17 protein-coding genes and 1 pseudogene are annotated in these 16,301 nt (G+C 34.3%); 10 read left to right on the forward strand and 8 right to left on the reverse strand.

Annotated features, from left to right (window positions below; all coding sequences use genetic code 11):
* Window positions 1-41: 41 nt before the first annotated feature.
* The 4 genes from HX13_RS25575 to HX13_RS11460 form a co-directional block, all read right to left on the reverse strand.
* Entirely contained in the window at window positions 42-767 is a 726-nt protein-coding gene (locus HX13_RS25575) for an aminotransferase class I/II-fold pyridoxal phosphate-dependent enzyme (protein WP_262483533.1), read from the reverse strand.
* Complete coding sequence (locus tag HX13_RS25580) at window positions 742-1,314, reverse strand: aminotransferase class I/II-fold pyridoxal phosphate-dependent enzyme (RefSeq protein ID WP_262483534.1); 573 nt, start codon at window positions 1,312-1,314, stop codon at window positions 742-744. The genes HX13_RS25575 and HX13_RS25580 overlap by 26 nt, the downstream gene beginning before the upstream one ends.
* A gap of 421 nt (window positions 1,315-1,735) precedes the next feature.
* On the reverse strand, window positions 1,736-2,095 hold the full coding sequence (locus HX13_RS11455) for a helix-turn-helix domain-containing protein (protein ID WP_050021167.1): 360 nt from the start codon (window positions 2,093-2,095) through the stop codon (window positions 1,736-1,738).
* An 89-nt stretch (window positions 2,096-2,184) separates the two neighbouring features.
* Entirely contained in the window at window positions 2,185-2,925 is a 741-nt protein-coding gene (locus HX13_RS11460) for a response regulator transcription factor (protein WP_050021168.1), read from the reverse strand.
* 84 nt (window positions 2,926-3,009) lie between these two features.
* Here HX13_RS11460 and HX13_RS11465 point away from each other — a divergent pair, with 84 nt between their 5' ends.
* The 10 genes and pseudogenes from HX13_RS11465 to HX13_RS11515 all read left to right on the forward strand — a co-directional run bounded on the left by HX13_RS11465 (window position 3,010) and on the right by HX13_RS11515 (window position 11,280).
* Window positions 3,010-3,657, forward strand: coding sequence for a DUF1349 domain-containing protein (locus tag HX13_RS11465; RefSeq protein ID WP_050021169.1), 648 nt, complete (start codon window positions 3,010-3,012; stop codon window positions 3,655-3,657).
* Window positions 3,658-4,812: 1,155 nt separating this feature from the next.
* Complete coding sequence (locus HX13_RS11475) at window positions 4,813-6,681, forward strand: two-component regulator propeller domain-containing protein (protein WP_050021171.1); 1,869 nt, start codon at window positions 4,813-4,815, stop codon at window positions 6,679-6,681.
* Window positions 6,635-7,048: a hypothetical protein gene (locus tag HX13_RS11480; protein WP_050021172.1), complete on the forward strand. Its 414-nt coding sequence runs from the start codon at window positions 6,635-6,637 to the stop codon at window positions 7,046-7,048. The genes HX13_RS11475 and HX13_RS11480 overlap by 47 nt, the downstream gene beginning before the upstream one ends.
* A 64-nt stretch (window positions 7,049-7,112) precedes the next feature.
* Window positions 7,113-7,268, forward strand: coding sequence for a hypothetical protein (locus HX13_RS22510; protein WP_157837435.1), 156 nt, complete (start codon window positions 7,113-7,115; stop codon window positions 7,266-7,268).
* An 86-nt stretch (window positions 7,269-7,354) separates the two neighbouring features.
* Window positions 7,355-7,819, forward strand: a complete 465-nt coding sequence (locus HX13_RS11490) for a sensor histidine kinase (protein ID WP_050021174.1) — start codon at window positions 7,355-7,357, stop codon at window positions 7,817-7,819.
* Entirely contained in the window at window positions 7,816-8,427 is a 612-nt protein-coding gene (locus HX13_RS11495) for a response regulator (RefSeq protein ID WP_050021175.1), read from the forward strand. The genes HX13_RS11490 and HX13_RS11495 overlap by 4 nt, the downstream gene beginning before the upstream one ends.
* Before the next feature lie 106 nt (window positions 8,428-8,533).
* A pseudogene (locus tag HX13_RS11500) lies at window positions 8,534-9,760 on the forward strand (MFS transporter); the annotation flags it as partial.
* Between the two features lie 194 nt (window positions 9,761-9,954).
* A complete protein-coding gene (locus HX13_RS11505; RefSeq protein WP_050021177.1) occupies window positions 9,955-10,359 on the forward strand; it encodes a hypothetical protein in 405 nt (134 codons plus the stop codon).
* A gap of 217 nt (window positions 10,360-10,576) precedes the next feature.
* On the forward strand, window positions 10,577-10,924 hold the full coding sequence (locus tag HX13_RS11510; protein WP_050021178.1) for a DoxX family protein: 348 nt from the start codon (window positions 10,577-10,579) through the stop codon (window positions 10,922-10,924).
* A 125-nt stretch (window positions 10,925-11,049) separates the two neighbouring features.
* On the forward strand, window positions 11,050-11,280 hold the full coding sequence (locus HX13_RS11515) for a hypothetical protein (RefSeq protein WP_238555256.1): 231 nt from the start codon (window positions 11,050-11,052) through the stop codon (window positions 11,278-11,280).
* 223 nt (window positions 11,281-11,503) lie between these two features.
* Here the strand turns inward: HX13_RS11515 and HX13_RS11520 are convergent, their stop codons facing one another.
* The 4 genes from HX13_RS11520 to HX13_RS11535 form a co-directional block, all read right to left on the reverse strand.
* The gene (locus HX13_RS11520; RefSeq protein WP_228377634.1) at window positions 11,504-11,914 is read right to left on the reverse strand and encodes a hypothetical protein; all 411 of its coding nucleotides are present in this window, start codon (window positions 11,912-11,914) and stop codon (window positions 11,504-11,506) included.
* A gap of 906 nt (window positions 11,915-12,820) precedes the next feature.
* Window positions 12,821-13,777, reverse strand: coding sequence for a LuxR C-terminal-related transcriptional regulator (locus HX13_RS24135; protein WP_050021179.1), 957 nt, complete (start codon window positions 13,775-13,777; stop codon window positions 12,821-12,823).
* Window positions 13,746-14,159, reverse strand: a complete 414-nt coding sequence (locus HX13_RS11530; RefSeq protein WP_128572370.1) for a hypothetical protein — start codon at window positions 14,157-14,159, stop codon at window positions 13,746-13,748. The genes HX13_RS24135 and HX13_RS11530 overlap by 32 nt, the downstream gene beginning before the upstream one ends.
* A 399-nt stretch (window positions 14,160-14,558) precedes the next feature.
* Window positions 14,559-16,199: a serine hydrolase domain-containing protein gene (locus HX13_RS11535; RefSeq protein ID WP_050021181.1), complete on the reverse strand. Its 1,641-nt coding sequence runs from the start codon at window positions 16,197-16,199 to the stop codon at window positions 14,559-14,561.
* Window positions 16,200-16,301: the final 102 nt, after the last annotated feature.

Here is a 16,301-nt window from a genome sequence, read left to right on the forward strand (position 1 = left end):
TGTTTTTTTCTTTGTCCCTAATGGGGCCTTGCACTACTTTTCTAGGCATAATTTATTATTTTTTCGCAATATGCAATTTTTTTATTAATATCATCAAACACATTTAGTGTTTTGTCAAGATGTTCTTTTTCGTGTCTTGCCGTTACAGTCATCCTTATACGGGCATCTTTTCTCGCAACAGCAGGATACATAATAGGATTGGTATAGACTCCGTGCTCAAGCAGGATCCTTCCGATATCCCACATTTTATTCTGGTCTCCGATTTTCACCGGAATAATTGCTGAACAGGTAATTCCTGTATCCAAGCCCATATCATTCAGTCCATTCTTAAAATAATTAATATTATCCCACAGCTTTTCTTGCCAGAACGGCTCTTCATCAATCAAATCGATTGCTTTCAAAATCCCGAATGAAGAAGGAGGTGCTGTTACGGAAAAAATATGCTGTCTGGACTGAAATTTAAGGAATGACGCAATTTTTTTATTGGCAATGACGTATCCTCCCAGATTACCAAAGGTTTTGCTGGATGTCCCTGTTATAAAATCAACTTTGTCTAATAGGCCATCATTCTCGAGGGCTCCCCTTCCGGTTTTCCCCAAAACTCCAACACCATGTGCATCATCTACCATGAGATAGGCATTATATTTTTTGACAAGGTCACATATTTCTTTAGCGCGTGAAGTATCGCCTTCCTGGGAATATACTCCATCCACGATAACAAGCTTTGTACGGTACGTATTTTCAGATACCTTCAAAATATGTTCCAAAGCTTCCAAATTGTTGTGAGGAAATGTTTTTTTTATTGGTAAAAGCACATCCTTCGTGTACGCTGGCATGTACACCCATGTCTAAAATAGCGATATCTTCCTTCTGCATCAGGATCTGTAAAGTAGCACTATTAGCGGAATAGCCGGTAGTAAACAAGACTACTTCATCTTCATTTCTACCGAAAAAACCGGCAATCTTGTTTTCAATGGCATTATGATAATCAAAATACCCTCCAATGAGCGGGGATGCTCCCGTACCGGTGCCATACTTCTCAAGTCCTTCAATAGCAGCTTGTATTACCTTCGGATGCTGGGTAAATCCTAAATAGTCACTGGAAACAAAGCTTATATATTCTTTGTCGTGGTTGGCAATATTTATATTTAGGGTTGCATTGGCTCCTGAAGTATTTTTCAATCTGTAATTCATGTGTCCCCTGGATTTCATATGCTCCAGGAATTCATAAAAATACTCTGCTCTCTGAGCAATATCATAACCGGGAATATTCTCAAAGTCCTTAAAAGTTGCTGTTGTAAAATCAATACTCATCCTTAATGTTGTTTGTGCGGTTCAAAGAAGCAAATATATAATTATTCAAAGGGCTTTAGCTTTCCTATAAGATTAAAATATCATTAAAGATAAATCTATTATTATTATTTCTAAAGACCAGCTTACTCATATATTTACAGTTTCTAGTATATTTTTCTTTTTAGATTAACTCGTTTTTTGTTAATCTAAAATTATGAAAAAAAAGAAAATGAGAACATGACACTAATAAATAAATAATAAAAAAGACCATTGTTTTTTACAACTATCTCATTTATAAAACATTATTCTTCTTAATTTCTTTTAAATTCCTGGTATTTATTATTCAAAAGCATTCATTACCATCAAAAAAGACGCCTTTTAAGTCCCTTAAAAGAGAAATAAAGCAGCAAAAAAAAATACGTAAGCGTATTGTAACAAGCTACTATCCCTTAATTCTGGATCTTCTGAATTCACCCGGGGTAATCCCTGTCATTTTTTTAAAGAATTTTGAAAAATTAGAGGGGTCATAGGTAAAGATACGTGCTATTTCCGCTACTGATTTATCAGACGTAATGAGCATCAGTTGCGCTTCCTGAATAATTTTTTCATCATAAAAAAAACATGGATGTTTCCCGGTTTCTTTTTTGACGGTATCTGTAAGATGTTTATGGGAAATAGCAAGCTGGCCGGCTATTTCATTGACTTCCATAAATTCAGCAACAATACCTGAAATCACTTCATTGATATGTTTTTCCAAAAAGGCAAAATATTGCTGGGTAATCTCTTCGCTTCTTTTAATCATTTGTTCTTCTTATAATTAGTTAAAATCATAAATTTAACTAATGAGAATTAAAATAATATGGTGAACTTTTCGGGCTTTTCAATTATCTTCTAATAAAAACTGTCTTTAAATGCCTGAACAGAATTTCTTACTTTCAGTTTTTCAAGAATATTCTGCCTGTGCCTGTTTACTGTATTGATACTGATAGAAAGATTCACTGCAATTTCTTTACTGGCATATCCCTCTCCTACAAATTTTAAAACTTCTAATTCCCTTGGGCTTAAAATATTTTTATAATCAAGTTTATCTTTTACAATCATCTCTCCTTTTATAGTATTAATAATCATAAATTCAGAAATGAGAGGCTGCAGCAATGCAACATTATAAAGGCAAAGGGCAAATCTCAGCTTACCATTATTGGGTGAGTAGATATAAAACATCCGGTGTTCCATCCATTTGTATTCATCATGCTTGTCTTTCATCCGGATTCTGGATACTACACAATAATCTGCACGGGATTTCTGCTCCATTGGTTCCAGCAAATTGAAAAACCTGAGTTCATGAATGTATTTTTTAAGCCGGTCATCAGGATGAATTTTTTTCAACAATTCTTCTTCCCATATGCCACCGATCTCTGTAAGATGATTTTCACTATACTGTAACCCCAATTCCAAAGCTGTTTTAGACTGGTAAATATAACTTTTATCTTCCTGCATATCACTTAATACACATATGGCGCCTTCTATTTGAGAGTACATCACAGCTCTCTGCTTATACAGTTCTGTGTCCAGTTTACATTTTTCTATACTTTTGTTCAGCAATTTGTGGTTCAGTTGATCAAGGATTTCCATAATGGTTATTTATCAGTATTGATATGGCTCAGGTTAAATTATACTTTTGCTAAAATAGTAATTACCTAGAATTTACTTATAAAAATGAAGAAATTGATCTTAAGCTTCTGCGCATTATTCTTAATTGAAAAGATACCTGCCCAGACCCTGGAAAAAATGATTTGGTTTAATGAACCGGAAAAGTGGGAAATCAAAAACAACAGTTTATCAATGTTTGTCACCCCTCAGAGTGACTACTGGAGAGTTTCGCATTATGGTTTCACGGTAGATGACGCTCCTTTTTATTATACCACGTATGGTGGAGAATTTGAGGCAAAAGTAAAGATCAGCGGGAATTATAAAACAAGATTTGATCAGATGGGGATTATGCTGCGAACAGACAAAGATCATTATATCAAAGCCGGTGTGGAATTTGTAGACGGAAAATATAACCTGAGTACGGTTGTTACCCATGATAAAAGTGATTGGAGCGTTATTATTCTTGATAAAATACCTCCTGCTGTCTGGATTAAAGCAATAAGAAGACTGGATGCCGTTGAGATATTTTATTCTTTTGATGACAAAAATTACAGTTTGATGAGAAATGCCCCTTTTCAGGACCATACTCCTGTAATGGTAGGTTTAATGGCGGCCTGTCCTGATGGAGATGGATTTACGGCAACTTTTGAAAACTTCACAGTAAAGCACTTACCAGACCTGCGGCGGCTAAAGTGGCTGAAAAACAATCAATAAACGATTGAAATAATTTCAAATATACAGTCAATTTTTTGCCTCTCATTTTGAGAGGTTTTTGCCATATAAGGGTTATCATCTACAAAAAAAATAGAATGATCCGATGTCATTCTATTTTTTTATTCCGAGGTTATGTAATGAGCCTGATCAGTTCCGGCTAAAGGTTTTGTATAAATCTACAATAGTGACTTTGCCATCTTTGAATACAATAGATAATATAATCCTTTTCCCTATCCATGTCCGGCCTAATTCATACGTCCAGGTATCATTCATAAAAAAAATTGAAACCGTCTCCTAATTCTTTTTTAATTTCATGGCGATTTTTTCCAATCAAATGGTTAAAATTTTCTTTTTTCATAATGTTGTGTTTTGTGTTCTTTATCATCAAAATTGAGGCCAGAATATTGATATTCTCTCATAATTTTACACAAAATCAACAAATATAATTGTTGGAGTTATTTCTTTACCACTGCATTTTGCATACATTAAAAGTGCCGGAATACAAATACATATAAAAGGTTAAAAAAACAAAAAGAATCTCTGTAAAGAAATCCTTTTGTTTTAAACCGTTCTTTGTGTCCTTAGAATCATTAATTGTAATACAGGCCTCCTTTTCAAGGGTGAGAATTATGCTGCAAAAATAGCTTTGTTTCACATTTTTTTCAAAAATCACACATAGAATAAACCTCACTGCACTGTAAAACTTTTACTACAAAAACAGCCTTCCTGAACCTGATGAACTATTCACTTTAAATTCCAGCCCATATTCTATATGATTATATGGCACAGAAAGACCGATAAAACCATCAGAAAAACCATTGCAGGCGTTTTTTAAGTTTCATTTGTAGAATTAATTTTCACATACTGTAGAATTACTACTACAAAAATATAGAATTAAAAGGCCTAACTGCTTATAAATGCAGATAAAACTCATATTAAAACGAAATAAAATATAATGATTTATGTGTATAATTTCATTACTTTTACACCCGCAAATCAATTTTGTTTAAACTAAAACACAAAGCCAAGAAAATTCAATGATAAAAATTTATTCTCAACTGTTCCTGCATCTTAAAAAAACTTCGACTTATACACAAACTATTATTAACCGTTTTTTGCAGTAATATGCAAAAGACATAGATCGGTTTTGCACGTATGAGGACCTGGGCATTGTTTTTTGCTTTCTTGTATCTGAATATTTACGGACAACGATATACTTCTGAATGGTATAATACTGACAATGGACTTCCGCAAAGCAGCGCAAAAGCTATTGTCAAGGATAAATATGGCTTTATCTGGATATCCACTGACGATGGTCTTGTAAGATATGACGGTATTTCTTTTGTCACATTTAATAATTTTAAAATAAATAATCTGCACTTTGGAGAATTCATTGGAGATCCTCTTTCAGACAGCATTACAGTGCTGAATAATTTTCAGGAAAACAAAATCATCATTAAGAACAAAATCCCCCGGCTCACCCAACGGTACAGTCATGATAAAACGCTTTTTTCCAACAGAAACAGTTTTGTTTATCGGATTGCAACCAATACCATATCATCTCATTTTTATAATGATGTTCAATATTTTATACAGCTTAAAAAGTCGTCCTATCATTTCGGAGAAAAAAACACCATTATTTACAAAGACGGGAAAGGTAATGAAACGAGGATAAACATTCCCTTTTCCAATAAAGACCTGAGCAATATCTTTGTATATAACGAAACATTATTCATCAATAATTTTAAAGACAGGATAACCTATTCCATCTGCCAGGGAAAACTTTCTGTTTCTGAAAAGCCAAGTCTTATTAATGATCCCGATACAAAAATATACTGGCAGCAAATTACCAACCAGACTTTTATCATTAATCATAATAATATCTATATCGTAGAATACACGGAGAACAAACCGGTACTGAAGTTCCTTGTACAATATAATGAAATAGGAAACCACTCTTATTATTCGATGTTTTATGACAAAGATTTTAACAAGCTTTATTTGGGAACTTTAAATAATGGTTTTAATATTCTTAGTTTATCCAACTTTTATGTTGCCAGAAAGGAAACTGAGTTTTCAAACAATGTAGCTTATGCCTCTCTTCCTTTTAGTAAAAAAACAATTATTACGGAAAACGGGACTGAGTTTGGAAAAAACGGCATTGTCCAAAAATATGCATTTGGAAATAATGACAGCTATTTTATGATGTATGACAGCTCAGGGAATATCCTCATTAAAAAAAGAAACAGCGTTATAAGGTTTTTTAAAAATTCCGGGTATAAAAAGAAAGATTCGGTATTGTTAAAGCCTGGCTTTGAAAATTTTATGAAAAGCGGAAACCTGTTTGCTACGTCATCATCCACTACCTCAGGTAATCACCTGTATCTTTCTAAAAAAGAAACTTTTGGAACACCCGATTTCACATACACCTTCAATGGTTTTATCAACACATTTTTTCAGTATAACAGGAATGAAGTACTGGCAGGCACCAGTGACGGATTATATCTTTTAACACTGGGCAAAAATACTCCGGACCCGGTTCTTAAAAACACTCATATAAAAAGTATTATCAGAACAAAAGATAATCTGGTTTGGGTAATGACCAATAAAGACGGTTTCTATCTCCTAAGAAACAGAAAAATGATCAAGATGCCTGAGGACCGGAACGGATATCTTCAGTCTGCCCATTATATTCTGGAAGATCAGCAAGGGTTTTACTGGATATCCTCTAATAATGGTTTGTTTAAAGTTCCTAAAAAACAGCTGCTCCAGTATGCGCAAGACAGAAAGTCCCCTGTTTTTTATTACCGTTATACTAAAAAAGACGGCTTTTTGACCAATGAGTTCAATGGCAGCTCACAACCGAATGCGCACATATTGGAAAATGGAGAATTTGTATTTCCATCCATGGATGGTTTTGTTTTCTTCAATCCGTCTGATATTAAAACTTACTATCCGGACAGGAAAAAAAATCTATATGGAAAGGGCCAGAATAGGAAATTCCGGAGTGGTATATTTCAATAATTTTCTGGACCTGAAGAACAATTACAAAACAGCGGATATATTTATTGATCTTCCCTATTTTTCCAATCTGGAAAATTTATACATAGAAGCTAAAATATCAGGTAAGGAAAATTCCGATTGGGAACAGATCCCCATAGGAAAAGATTTAAAATATACCATCAGTAACCTCAGCCCGGGAGAATATACTCTGAATGTAAGAATACTGGTATCACCGGATGGAGAGTATGAAGTAAAAACGGTAAAGTTCAACATTCAACCTCTTTTTTATCAAACCTTGCTGTTCAGGGTTTCTTTTTCTATTACTTTACTGGTTATCATCATTGTCATTGTTCAGCTGGCTACCAATTTTTTTAAGGATAAAAAATAAGGCTTTAAAACAGATTGTCCATAATAAAAATTCAGAGCTTAAGGAAACTTATCTGAATCTTGAAGTGGTACAAAATAATCTGCAAAAAGAAGCAGAGTACCAGAAAAAGCTGGTGGAAACGATCAGCCATGATATCACTACACCTATCAGGTTTATTTCCATGCTTTCTCAAAAACTTTATGAATCAGATGATATAGAGCTGCAGAAAAAAATACTTTGACAGTATTTACAAGTCTTCGGAACAGCTTTATCAGTTTACCCTGAATTTAAAAGAATATACGGAGCTCTACCGGACTGAGAATATTTTTGAGGAAAAGGAATATCTGGTTAACAGGATTCTCGAAAGTAAGAAAAAAATTATTCTATGAAATTGCGAAAGAAAGAGGAACCTCTATAATCACTACAGCCCGTGAACACTCTTATTCTAAAGTGAACGAGGGTATTTTATCTGCAATTATTCACAATATCCTGGACAATGCAGTAAAGAATACCTTTGACGGGGAAATTATCCTTCATATTACCAGCCATAAACATACAACCATTATTACAATATCCGACACCGGAACAGGAATGTCTTTGGAGCAAATAGCTATATACAGAAACCTGTTTAAAAATCCAAAAATAGAAACTCCCAGCTTTAGAGGAAAGGGGCTTGGCCTGCATATGGTTATCCACCTTGTTAAAAAAATCGGTGCCGAGATCAATTTTAAACAGAATTATCCTAAAGGAACTGTCGTCGAAATAACGCTTAATAAAAACCAATTTCTATGAATGAAAGAATTTTAATCGCTGATGATCACTATGTTGTACGAGCAGGCACAGCCCTTGTTCTGGAATCAGCTTTTCCAAAACTGGAAATAGATTTTGCAGAAAATTATGAACAGGCGAAAAAGGCTTTGGAATCCCAACATTACCATCTTCTTATTCTGGATATTGATATGCCCGGGACCCGATATAAAAAAATGATCCCTGAACTTAAAAGCATCCAGAAAGATTTAAAAATCCTTATATTCTCCGGATATGATAAGGACGTAGCCATCCAGTACATCAGAGAGGGAGCAGAAGGTTACCTCAATAAACAAAGCCGTGAGGAAGACATTAAAAATGCAGTAAAGACTATTATTGAAAAAGGATATTTTTATCCGGCAGAACTCATCGGGTTGATCATTCAGAATAAAAGAAACAATCCTGTGGAAAAACTGTCTTCACGGGAATACGAAATTTTTAAACTTCTCGCAGACGGATACGGAAATCTCGAAATTGCCAACAAGCTCAGCATACAAATGTCCACTGTAAGCACCTACAAAAAAAGAATTTTTCAGAAACTGGATGTAGGAAACATTGCAGAGCTCATTAAAGTCTATGAAATGATGCACTGATATCTGCATTGGAAAAGTACTTTATTGTTGATCATTACCTATGATTATAATTGAAATAATGATTTTTTTAATCAAAAAATAATCAGCAAATTTACATGGTTATACTTCTGCAGAAATCAATGCCTTTTTAATTGCAAAACTCATGGATATATCTGAAAAAGCATACCAGGGAAGCCGCCGTCTACGATACATAAAACTTTGTATTTTCTTTTCAGGACTTTCTGTATTTGCCCAGCTGTATCTTTTTCAGCCTATACTTCCCATGGCAGCAGAAAATTTCCACGTGAGTGTCGGAGATACCTCTTTACTCGTTTCTTCATCTACCATAGGGATGGCATTGGGATTATTGTTTTTTGCTTTTAAAGCAGACAGCTATTCCAGAAAAAGGCTGATGGTTTTTTCTCTTATCTCTTCGTCTTTGCTTACCATTATTTCTACCTGGATACCCAGTCTCGGTATATTGATTGGCATTGGAGTTTTCAAAGGCTTTGTGGTTTCGGGAGTCTCTGCCGTGGCCCTTGCCTATCTTACAGAGGAAGTACAGGCGGCGGCAGTAGCGGCAACCATTAGTATGTATCTTAGCGGAAATACCATCGGAGGAATGAGCGGAAGAATACTGGCAACTCTTTTAGCAGGTGAGTTCGGATGGAGGAATGCCGTTCTTATCATTGGAATAGAAAGCCTGATCCTGGGTGTTATATTCTGGAAATTGTTTCCGGAATCCAGGTTTTTCACTCCTCAAAAAACAGATTATCATCAGAAGGTGAAACAAATGAAGCTTTTTCTAACGGATCCGTATATGCTTCGTTTATATTTTATAGCTGCATTATTGATGGGCGTTTTTGTAAGTATATACAATTACCTGACTTTCAGACTAGAAGACAAGCCATTTTCACTCAGTCATTTTATCATTGCCTTTATATTTTTAATGTATATTTTCGGTGTTGTCGGGACGATGATTGTTGGTAAGCTTTCAAAAAGGTATCCTGCCAACAATATCCTCAAGGGATCTATCTTGTTTATGCTGTTAAGCATCTTATTACTGCTCTCAAAAAACATCTTTATTCTTATTTCAGGGCTCGGCCTTTTCACGCTTTCATTTTTTGCAGCCCATACAATGGCAAGTCAGATGACAACTCTCTATGCAAAGCGGGGTAAATCGTCCGCCACTTCTATTTATTGGCTTTTCTATTACTTTGGTTCCAGTGTTCTGGGAAGCGGTACAGGTTATCTTCTTCATGGCTTTTCCTGGGAAGTCTTTGTTGCCATCCTTATGATCTGTATTATTCTGGCTCTCTTATTAGCAACAGCCCACCCTTCTGTGAAAAAATAGATACAACAACAATATTCAACAGCTGTATGAATATAGGTATATCATTCAAGCTTTAACACATTCTTAACTTTTAAATGAAAAATTAACATAATATTGTTGATATTACTTATTTACAATATAATGTGAGGCATAATATTTGCTCTTTTTAAGATACTATAACAGTTTCACCAAATCTTTACTAAAATCAAAATATCATGAATGTAGCAGATCTTAAAATCAAAAATTTAGTTGAATACAAAAATCAGACATACACGATCACTGAAATTTTTCAGAGTATCGGAAAATCCTATTTTGTAAAAATTGAAAATGATATTCACAGTATTTCTGTTCCGGCAGATTCCATTAAACCTATTAAAATAACAGAAGAATGGCTTGAAAAATTCGGCTTTTCAAGAACTTATAATTCTGCGGAAATCATACGGTATGAAAGACCGGAAACATTTATAAAATATGACATTGACCTGAGTTCCAGGAAAATACTGGAAGGTCTAAAAATATACGGGAATACTATAAAATGTAAATATATTCATGAATTTCAAAATATCTTTTCATCTTTATTCGGAAAAGAGCCTGCTTTACATTACCTGAAAACAGAATAATATTATAGTTCTTAATTATTGTAAAAAACCACTGCTATTCTACAGTGGTTTTTTTTTATAAAATGCTTTTACTTCATCCGGCCAGATCTACCTCATCTGAATTCATCAGCAAGTTCCGAAAAATTCACCATTTATAACTCATTCATTTAATGCATATTTGTAAAGGATCATTCATAAACTGATCCATTATCAAGCAATTTAAAAACATACAACTCCGATGATTCTGAAAATTATTAATTCCGCACTTATTTTAGTTGCAGTTTTTATGGGATTCAAACAGGGAATGGCAATGGTTTCGGGAAAACCTGAAATGGCAGCCATGTTTGGAAAATGGGGATTTGACAAAACAGGACTTATGATCAATGGGATTATTACTATTGCAGCTTCCCTTATGATATTATTTCCCAAAACATTTGTATGGGGAAATTTCCTGATGGCAGCAGGGATTTTACTGATCATTTGTTTTCATCTTGCAGACAAAGACTTCAAAGGAGTACTCATTGAATTACCGTTCCTTCTGTTAAACGGTATCATTATTTACCTGCAACACCCCCTTAAACATTAAAAAAATGAAATATAGTCTGGCAGCAGCTTTTGCAATAAGTTTTTTCTTTATAGCCTGTGGACAAAATACAGAAAAAGAGAAACAAGATTCAAAAAAACTCAACAATTTCCAATAAAAAACAAGAAATGGATGTATCAAAAATAACTGACGCCACAGTAAAACAAGCTATAGAAGCTTTGCAAACCGGTGATAAAAGCTGGTATGGTTTCTTTACAGAAAACCCGGTAATGACAGATGATGGCAATACTGTAGATTTCAAATCGTTTTTTTCTAATGCACTTGGCAAAGAGATGTTTCTTACCATAGATCGTGTAGAAAATAACGGAAAAGATATTTATGGCAATTTTAAAGCGTGACAATGGGGAACATTTCCGGTATTTTTTAAATTTCATAAAAATGCTGAAGGAAAGTTTGACCGCCTTGACATTGGGCAAGCCCACTAAAAATAGCAGCATACATAATCTATTTAATTTTTACGGTTATTTATAAAAAAGGAGAGACTACCAGGGTAATCTCTCCATGCACCACTATGAAATAAATCGTGCAGATACTAATGAAGATTGTTTAGAAAAATTGTATTTAACTTTTAAAGATTATTTTGTTTGATTTTTTCAATGTATAGGTATCCTTCATCCTTGTAAGGGTATATTGTCCTTTTTTATAAACAACAGCATTTCTAGAGGAAACTTTAGAAAGTACAATACTTCCTGTAGCAGAAGGGAGAAATAATTCCGCTTTCTTTTCATCCGTACTTAAAATCACAGCAGCACCAGAGGTATATGACTTCCTGGAGGCCACTTCCTTTAATTGTATTTTTTGTTCAAAAAGCCTTACACAATCATTTTTTATTACTGAAAAGGTATATCCCGCTGAGCCTTTACAGCCATGCTTATCCGTATCTGAGCCCGGCATTACCGTTTTTTGTGCTGAGATGCCTGAAGTAAAAAGGACAACTGCCATAGCTGCTATTGCATGCTTTACGTTTTTCATGAGTCTTTTATTATTTGTTAAAATTTGTATTAAAAAAATATAATAGAAATTTCAGCTGTTACTTGTTTCAGCACACTGAACTTTCTTAATAAATAAAGAGGGGCGCATCATTTTGTGTTTTTAGAATTTTTTGTTTTTTTCATTGTGTTTATTTTTTTTGCCCCTCTTCTGTTTTGCAAATTTTTAAAAACTTATTAAAAAAAACAACTACATCATACTACTACATATGTACCACATTTTGCGTTTTCTTTGTCTACAAGATGTTTTTTGATGAATTTTTTCATGAGAAACACCATATTCATTATTATTTAATTTCAAAAACCAATCTGAATGGTTTTCTAATCGTTGAAACACATGCAAAAAAAAGTTGAGGATCACAAAGACATTAAAAAAAATATCTATTAAAGATTCATGAAGGCATCCATCCGGGCTTGAATGGCAGCCTACACTTGCTTGATACAAAACTGACTTAAGAATATATTCGAAGACCAATATGGAATCAATTGCAATGGCATGGCTGCTTTTCTTGTTCATTTAGAAAAACACCTGACAAGATTTCTATACAATGGACGACGGTCAATCCTGCTTGACCCGTTTTTAGGCTAATCTGTAAACTGTTGATAAAAAAAAGAGAGGTTGCTGCATTATCACATGAGCAACCTCTCAACACTAAGATTTTAAACCACATCCCAATCACTATATGAGAAAGTATAGAAAATAAAAAAGTGATTGGTAGCGCTAAGTAATAAAAAAAACGAGGAATAAAATAAATTATAAGGAACATTCAGATACCACATAGATACAGCAATAAAGATATAACACTCATTAACAATAACTTACAAAATAAAAGCAGCTATAATTAACAGCTGCTTTACAAAATTGGCGATAATAATTTTTTTAACCTGATTATAAAGTATCGAAGAAGATAAAGAGTTCCTGGTCACTTGGAACATTAAGTTTCTTTCGCAGGCGGTGCTTTTTTTGCTGAACCGATTTATGCTGTATAAAAGTGTATTCCGCAATTTCTTTTGAGGTAAAATTAAGTTTAATCATTGCGCAAAACGCCAGTTCAGAAGCCCCCAGTTTTGGATTGATATCCAACAGCTTTGGACAAAAGTCCGGATAAATTTCCTGGAATCTCGTTAAAAATGTTGAATCATTCTTTTTGGCTAAACTAACCAGCTCGTCAAAAGAATCGTTAATTTTACTCTTCAGCGAAAGTGCTTCACTTTTGAATATGTTTTTTCTCCTTCTAAGAGCCCTGTTACGTCTGTACAATAAAATAAATATGGCTGCTGATAAGAGGGTAATAATACTTCCATACAGGTACAATTTCTTCTCAAGGCCGCTTGATTCCTCATCTTTATCGGTCAGCATATGGTCTATGGAAATATTGATCGCTTCATTCTGAATATTCTCCAATGCCGTCTTTTCTTCTGTATACTTCATCATTGCTTCCTGTTCCTTCTGAGGTTCATTCAGCATTCTGTATGTTTTACCTATAGATTCATAAACTCCCGGTATTCCATATAACCTATTGGTCTTATTATAATTATCCAAAGCCTTGTAATAATATTCCAAAGCAGTGTGGTAATCTTTTAATTCAAAATAATAATCTCCGTAAATTAAAAATACAAACCCGCTCAGAATATTTACTTTACCGGTATTTACAGCCTTTTCAGATGCCCTTTGAAGATAAATCAGGGCAGAGTCTTTCCTTTTGGTATACTGCAGATGGTGTTTAGCCAGCAACGCATTCAGAAGAACACCATGGCTATCAACCCTTTTTCCTTTCTGGAGATAAATATAGGCTGAATCGGCTTTATTGGCTTTATATAAAAAGTCTGCCCGGTTCGCATACAACCTGTATAAATAAAAACGTTCTTTTTTCTTTATCAGAAGTCTTCTTCAGATAATACATTCCTTTGGCATTCAGATCCAGGGCGCTTTTATAGAGCCCTATCACTCCGTTCAATTGTCCATGTTCCTGATAAAATCTTGCTTTCAAAACAGGATTATTGATTGTTCTAAGCTCTTTTTCAGCTAATGAGAGATAGGACAGGCCCCGTTTGTAATTTCCGATGGTGGCAGATATGTTTGAAATATTAATATAACAAAGAATGATACCTTCTTTGTATTTTTTTTCTTCAGCTACATTTAAATAATCTTTATTAAGACGGACAAGGCTTTCGTAATCTCCCTGAATACGTAATGATTCCGTTTTTTTTAAGCAATATGCTGTCAAAACGTTTTTGGAGAGAAAGCCCCTTCCTGTCCATAGACCAGTCCTGTGCTTAAGATGGCACAGCACAGCCATGGTAATAGAAAAATAGTATATAATTTGAATACTCTGTTTAATTTATTTGAGGGAGGGAACATGTTTAATTCGTTTTAAATAAGGTAATTATTGTTAAATTTTTAATCATTTGCTAATTATTAATCAATTTTTGGTTGTGAGTAATCCGATCATTTGAAATTTCAGTATTGCATTACAAATAGTATTCCAATCCCACTATATCTCTTTTTTTTAAAACAAAATTCTATATCATGACTGTTAAAATACAGAATTAAGCTGATTGACGTTATAGCAAAAGAAAAGATTACCCCTGTGGATAATCTCTTTATATACTGAAGTTTCTAACAGTTATTTTATTTTCCTGAATTCAAGGTTAGAAAAATTGGCTCCGGAAAGTTTAAAGCCCATAATCTGTTTATTTTTATCATATTGAAAATCAAGTTGCCCAAAAATGGATTTTGAAGAATAGAACGTTGTTGGATTCAATGGATATAATGGTATTTTTGGATTAATCGGGTGCATTGCTACCAATTTATTATCTTCAATAACAAGCTGATAGATGGTATTAAATTCTTCGTTCCGGTAAAAGCCTGTAAATTGGTGTAAATCTATTTTATCTGTATTTTCAGGATTTAAATCCACCTTTTTTCCTTTGAACTCGAAATCCCCAATGCCCAATATGGCTGTATTTTTCTGAAAAGTAATACGCCCTGTAGGGATAAAGGGGATAGTAAATTGATTATCTCCAACAATGGTTAAAGGAGTGGCATCATTTTCCAGATATAGCTTATTTTCTTTCGTAAATATTTTAAGGTAATTGCCGGGATTTATTTCATATGTTCCTTCAAAAGTTTTTAATTCTGCCTGGGTATAGGTCTTTTTCTTAGGGGAAGGTGGAAGAGTCTGTTTATCTCCAAAAAACAGATCAACTAGTTTGTAGGTGATGGATAACCCGTCTAAGACACTCCTGTTTCCTGCCAGTACAATAGAAAAACGGCATGCCGGAATGTGTAGGATGTAAGATCTGTAACCGGCTGTACCTCCTCCATGGAATACAATATCAAGTCCTTTATATTTTGCCGTTTGCAATCCTAGCCCATACTCTACTCTTTCTCCGGTATTCAATATTGTATTTTTCTGCATTTCGTTATATAACTCGCGGCTGCCAACTAATGGCTTTTGAAAATTACGGGCCCACTTGCATAGATCATCCAGTGTAGTAAAAATATTGGAAGAGCCATATTCCATCTGACCTAGGGGAGATTTGGAAAAGACAGTTCCGTTTTCCTTGTAGGATTCTGCCTTATTGGGAACGATTTTTTCAGGATCATTTACCGCCATACTATGGTTCATTTGTAACGGAATGAAAATATACTCCCTAAGTATTTCATTGAAGTCTTTTTTATAAATACGCTGAAGAATTTCTGCCAAAAGCATAAAACCTGTATTATTATACCAATACCGGTCCCCGGGACGGAAAGCAAAGTTTTTAATATTCAACATCGTTTTTACCGCTTCATTATGGGTAACCCGGAATTCATCTCCAAATCCCTGAATTCTCTTGATCACTGAAAAATCCGGCAATCCATGAGTATGGCTGGCCAGCTGTCTGATAGTAATTTTATAAGGCAGGCTCTTTAATTCCGGCAAATACGTTCTTACATCATCATCCAGGGAAAGTTTTCCTTCCTTTTCAGCCAGCAAAATAATAAATGCGGTAAATTGTTTGGATACGGAAGCGATATCAAATGCTGTGGAATCCGTTACCGGAATTTTGTATTCGAGATTGGCTAATCCATACGTTTTTTTGTAAATTATTTTTTCATCTTTAATGATTCCTATTGCCATTCCCGGAGCATCTGCCCTTGCATAGCTATCGATTAATGAGTCGGCCTTTTTAAGGAGTTCCTTTTGACGGTCCTGCCCTGAATATAATGCTGAACTCAGCAGCCAGAAAATACATACTATCCGTTTGATTTGTGGTTTCATCTGTTTAATTTTAATGAGGTACAAATCTGGAATTTTAAAACGATTTAAACATCCGACTACAGAAAGTCGGACCCTTTTTTAGCTTATAAATCAGTTCGACTT

Origin of the sequence: Chryseobacterium sp. P1-3, from assembly GCF_000738495.1 — a bacterium.
Classification (GTDB): domain Bacteria; phylum Bacteroidota; class Bacteroidia; order Flavobacteriales; family Weeksellaceae; genus Chryseobacterium; species Chryseobacterium gallinarum.

Coding starts and splice junctions, on each gene's coding strand:
- HX13_RS11475 (WP_050021171.1), top strand. CDS start 4,813: ATGAGGACCTGGGCATTGTTTTTTGCTTTCTTGTATCTGAATATTTAC.
- HX13_RS11515 (WP_238555256.1), top strand. CDS start 11,050: ATGGATGTATCAAAAATAACTGACGCCACAGTAAAACAAGCTATAGAA.
- HX13_RS25580 (WP_262483534.1), bottom strand. CDS start 1,314: ATGAGTATTGATTTTACAACAGCAACTTTTAAGGACTTTGAGAATATT.
- HX13_RS11535 (WP_050021181.1), bottom strand. CDS start 16,199: ATGAAACCACAAATCAAACGGATAGTATGTATTTTCTGGCTGCTGAGT.
- HX13_RS11495 (WP_050021175.1), top strand. CDS start 7,816: ATGAATGAAAGAATTTTAATCGCTGATGATCACTATGTTGTACGAGCA.
- HX13_RS11455 (WP_050021167.1), bottom strand. CDS start 2,095: ATGATTAAAAGAAGCGAAGAGATTACCCAGCAATATTTTGCCTTTTTG.
- HX13_RS11460 (WP_050021168.1), bottom strand. CDS start 2,925: ATGGAAATCCTTGATCAACTGAACCACAAATTGCTGAACAAAAGTATA.
- HX13_RS11465 (WP_050021169.1), top strand. CDS start 3,010: ATGAAGAAATTGATCTTAAGCTTCTGCGCATTATTCTTAATTGAAAAG.
- HX13_RS11480 (WP_050021172.1), top strand. CDS start 6,635: ATGGAAAGGGCCAGAATAGGAAATTCCGGAGTGGTATATTTCAATAAT.
- HX13_RS11505 (WP_050021177.1), top strand. CDS start 9,955: ATGAATGTAGCAGATCTTAAAATCAAAAATTTAGTTGAATACAAAAAT.
- HX13_RS11520 (WP_228377634.1), bottom strand. CDS start 11,914: ATGAAAAACGTAAAGCATGCAATAGCAGCTATGGCAGTTGTCCTTTTT.
- HX13_RS11510 (WP_050021178.1), top strand. CDS start 10,577: ATGATTCTGAAAATTATTAATTCCGCACTTATTTTAGTTGCAGTTTTT.